The 4,121-nt window shown below is 58.4% G+C and carries 2 protein-coding genes; one reads left to right on the top strand and one right to left on the bottom strand.

Annotated features, from left to right (window positions below):
- Positions 1-503: 503 nt before the first annotated feature.
- Positions 504-3,371 (top strand): leucine--tRNA ligase, encoded by a 2,868-nt coding sequence (leuS, locus tag H5U08_RS11690; protein ID WP_297033206.1) that lies wholly within the window; start codon positions 504-506, stop codon positions 3,369-3,371.
- 61 nt (positions 3,372-3,432) lie between these two features.
- On the opposite strand, the gene H5U08_RS11685 is transcribed toward leuS, so the two are convergent.
- A partial coding sequence (locus H5U08_RS11685) for an NAD-dependent epimerase/dehydratase family protein (protein WP_297033204.1) occupies positions 3,433-4,121 on the bottom strand: 689 nt, incomplete at its 5' end.

Below are 4,121 nucleotides of genomic sequence, written 5' to 3'. Positions count from 1 at the left end.
CACCTGTTGGGCAGCCAGTTGATAGACAAGGATGCCGCTGACAAGGACGAGTCCCACTCCCAGCCAAAGCCAGTGCCTTTTCAACATGATCTTCCTCCTTGAAGTACTGTTGACGGTCGCTCCTGACCAAAAATCACTTCCTAAGAGTACCGATTTGCTTCCGACACGTCGAGACCAGTTCCGAAATCCAAAGGGCCAAAGTGAACGCCCGGAGGAATGCGGGAAGGCTGCTCCGATCTCTGTCGGCCAATCTGCCGGGCCGTCGGTTGAACCGTCCCTTTACCCCCGGCGCCCTCACTCGTTAGAATCCACATTTCTGACGCATTTCCAGCGAACTTTAATCTAAAACAGCGACAATTCTGGATTTTGTTCCGACGAATCCCCAATGAGAGGGGGTTCGGTTGCCGACTTTGGGGTCTGGTGCTGGATGATTAAGTCGGCCGGCCACAGAAGTCAGTCCGTCAAAAAAACTTTCCCCACTGGATGACGCGAGGGACTGCCCTATGCCACGTTATAACCCGTCGATCATCGAGCCCAAATGGCAACGCTATTGGGAAGAAAATAAGACGTTCGCCTGCCCGCGGCTTCCCACCGGGCCGAAATACTACGTGCTGGACATGTTCCCTTATCCCAGTGGCGAAGGACTTCACGTCGGGCATCCCGAAGGTTACACGGCCACAGACATCATGGCCCGTTATGCTCGAATGAAGGGCAAGTGCGTGCTCCATCCGATGGGCTGGGATGCCTTTGGACTGCCCGCGGAACAGCATGCGAAACGGACCGGGGAGCATCCTCGAACGGCCACGTATCGCAATATCGCGAACTTCCGCCGGCAGCTCAAGATGATCGGCTTCAGTTACGATTGGGATCGGGAGTTCGCCACAACGGATCCCGATTATTTCCGCTGGACGCAGTACATCTTTTTGATTCTGTACGACACCTGGTACGACCCCGAACAGCAGCGGGGACGACCGATCAGTGAACTCCCCATCCCGGACGAAATTGCCGCCCAGGGGGAGGATGCTATCGAGCGGTACCGCGACGAACACCGTCTCGCCTATCAATTGGAAGCCCCGGTGAACTGGTGTCCTGCGCTGGGCACGGTACTGGCCAATGAAGAGGTGGTGGGAGGAGTCAGCGAACGCGGCGGTCATCCGGTGATCCGCATCCCGCTACGGCAGTGGATGCTGCGGATAACGGCGTATGCCGACCGCCTGGAAAAGGACCTCGATCTTCTCGATTGGCCGGAGAGCATCAAGACGCTTCAGAGGAACTGGATCGGCCGGAGCGTCGGAGCGGAGGTGGACTTCTTCATCGGGACGTTCTGGCAGAAACCGGGCATTCCTTCCCGGCGGGAATATGAAGGATGGTGCCGCGATCGGGAACTGGCTGGTTTTCCCAAAAAGCCCGACGAATCCTGCCTGCGGATATTCACCACGCGGCCTGATACTCTGTTTGGAGCGACTTACATGGTGATCGCTCCCGAGCATCCCTTTGTGGAGCGACTCACCCTTCCCGAGTATCGCGAGGCCGTCGAAGCATACCGGGAACAGGCCGCCCGCAAAAGCGATCTGGATCGCACCGAGCTGTCTAAAGAAAAGACCGGGGTTTTTACGGGATCGTATGCCATCAACCCGGTCAATGGCGAACTGATTCCCATCTGGATCGCCGATTATGTGCTGGCCACCTACGGAACGGGAGCGATCATGGCGGTGCCGGCCCACGACACTCGCGACTTCGAATTCGCCAAACAATACAACCTGCCCATCATTCCCGTGGTCGATCCTGGCGACCGGCCGGGTGTCTCACGGGAGGATGTACTGGCCGGGAAGGTGGCGTTTGTGGAAGACGGTGTGGCCATCAATTCCGGACCGTACGACGGCCTGTCCACGGCCGAGTTCAAGAAAAAAATCACCGAGGACCTGGCACGTCGCGGCCTGGGTCGGGAGGCTGTCAATTATCGGCTGCGGGACTGGATTTTCAGCCGCCAGCACTTCTGGGGAGAACCATTTCCGATCCTTCACGAACTCGATGAGCAGGGGCGACCGACGGGGCGCGTGCGACCGCTCTCCCCCGAGGAACTGCCGCTCGATCTGCCCGCTGACATGCCGTTCGATGCCAAGCATGAGACGCCCGAGCCCCCCCTCGAAAAGGCACCGCCAGAATGGCTTTACGTCACCCGCGACGGAAAACGCTACAAGCGCGAAACGAACACCATGCCGCAATGGGCGGGGTCGTGCTGGTACTATCTCCGCTTTATCGATCCCAAAAATGATCGCGCCCTGGTGGATCCCGAACTGGAAAAGGCCTGGATGCCGGTGGATCTCTATGTGGGCGGTGCGGAGCATGCCGTCCTCCATCTGCTTTATGCGCGATTCTGGCACAAGGTGCTCTATGATCGGGGCCTAGTGAGCACGCCGGAGCCTTTCCAAAAGCTCGTCAATCAGGGGATGATCCTCGGCGAGATGGAGTACACGGGCTACCAGGACGAATCGGGGGCGTGGGTGAGCGAGGACGATATCGAAGAAATCGGCGAAATGCGATTTGTGGAGAAAACCACCCGCAAGCCCGTGCGGCCGATCAAACTCCGTGCAGACCAGGTGGAAAAGCGGGGAGACGTGTTCGTCCTCAAGGAGAATCCTGCCATTCGCGTGGATGCCCGGGCGTATAAGATGTCCAAGAGCCGGGGCAATGTGGTCAATCCCGACGATATTGTCCGCGAGTACGGAGCCGATTCCCTGCGGCTGTATGAAATGTTCATGGGCCCGCTCGAGTCCACAAAACCATGGAGCATGGAGGGCGTTCACGGTGTGCGGGGCTTCCTCGACCGTGTGTGGCGGATGATTGTGGATGAGCGGGCGGAAGAGGCTCGGCTCAACCCGGCTGTCCAGGATGCAGAGCCCACCGAAGAACAAAACCGCGTACTCCACCGCACGATCAAAGCGGTGACCGAGGACGTGGAACGCATGGAGTTCAACACCGCCATCGCCCGCATGATGGAATTTGTCAACTTCTTCCTCAAGCAGGAAGTGCGGCCGAAAAAGGCGATGGAGACCTTCGTATTGCTGCTCTCCCCATTCGCGCCGCATATTTGCGAAGAATTGTGGCAGCTTCTGGGACACAATCAAACATTGGCCTACGAACCCTGGCCGGAATACGATCCGGAACTCGTTCGCGAACGCCAGATCGAAGTGCCGATACAGATCAACGGCAAACTTCGCGGACGGATCGTCGTCCCGCCGGACACCGACCGGGAAACCCTTGCGAAGCTTGCCCGAGCGGAGCCGCGGATCGCCTCTTTGCTGGAAGGGAAAGAGGTCGTCAAGACGATTGTCGTTCCTGGGCGACTGGTCAATTTCGTGGTCAAATAGGCCGGGGGTATGTCATCTCCCGGAAAGGTGCCGTGTCGGACACGTCGTCCCGTATCGTGCTTCAGTCCCCCAGATTGATGCTCCGCATCGTGTCGCGGTGCGCGAGATACCAATCGACGCATCGCGCAATGCCTTCTTCAATGGGCACCGTTGGCGACCAGCCCAGGAGTTCTTTCGCCTTGTGAATATCCGCCCACGTGGCGGGGACATCGGCGGGATGGGGCGGGCGACGCTCGATTGTGGCCCGTTTCCCCAGTTTTTCCGAAATGAGGCCAATCACATGGTTTAGCTCCACGGAGCGGTCGCCGCCCAGGTTGATGATCTCGTAGCCCAGGGGACGAAGCGCGGCAATCGTGCCAGCGGCAATGTCGTCCACATAGGTGAAGTCCCGTTTCTGGGTGCCGTCTCCGTACACGATGATCGGCTCGTCTTCCGCGATCTGACGGATGAAGCGGAAGATACTCATGTCGGGCCGGCCTGCTGGGCCGTAAACCGTGAAATACCGCAGCACCGTGACGTCCAGTTTGTGCAGGTAGTGATAGGTAAAGGCCAGTGTCTCGGCCGCCTTTTTCGAAGCCGCATAGGGGGACAGCGGACCGTCCAGCCCCGCAAAGGAGCCGTGCTCGCGATAGTATTCTTCAAGCCATTGCAACTTCTTGACGGTTCGCGCGTCGTCCGTTCCTCCATTTCCTGCATCACCCCACAGAATAACACTACCTTCTCTTGTTAGGATCTGGAATTGAGGATCCC

It is taken from the genome of Thermogutta sp. (assembly GCF_014359955.1).
GTDB lineage: Bacteria > Planctomycetota > Planctomycetia > Pirellulales > Thermoguttaceae > Thermogutta.
The sequence above is the reverse complement of the archived record's forward strand: the minus strand, read 5'-3'. Positions and strand labels throughout refer to the sequence as shown.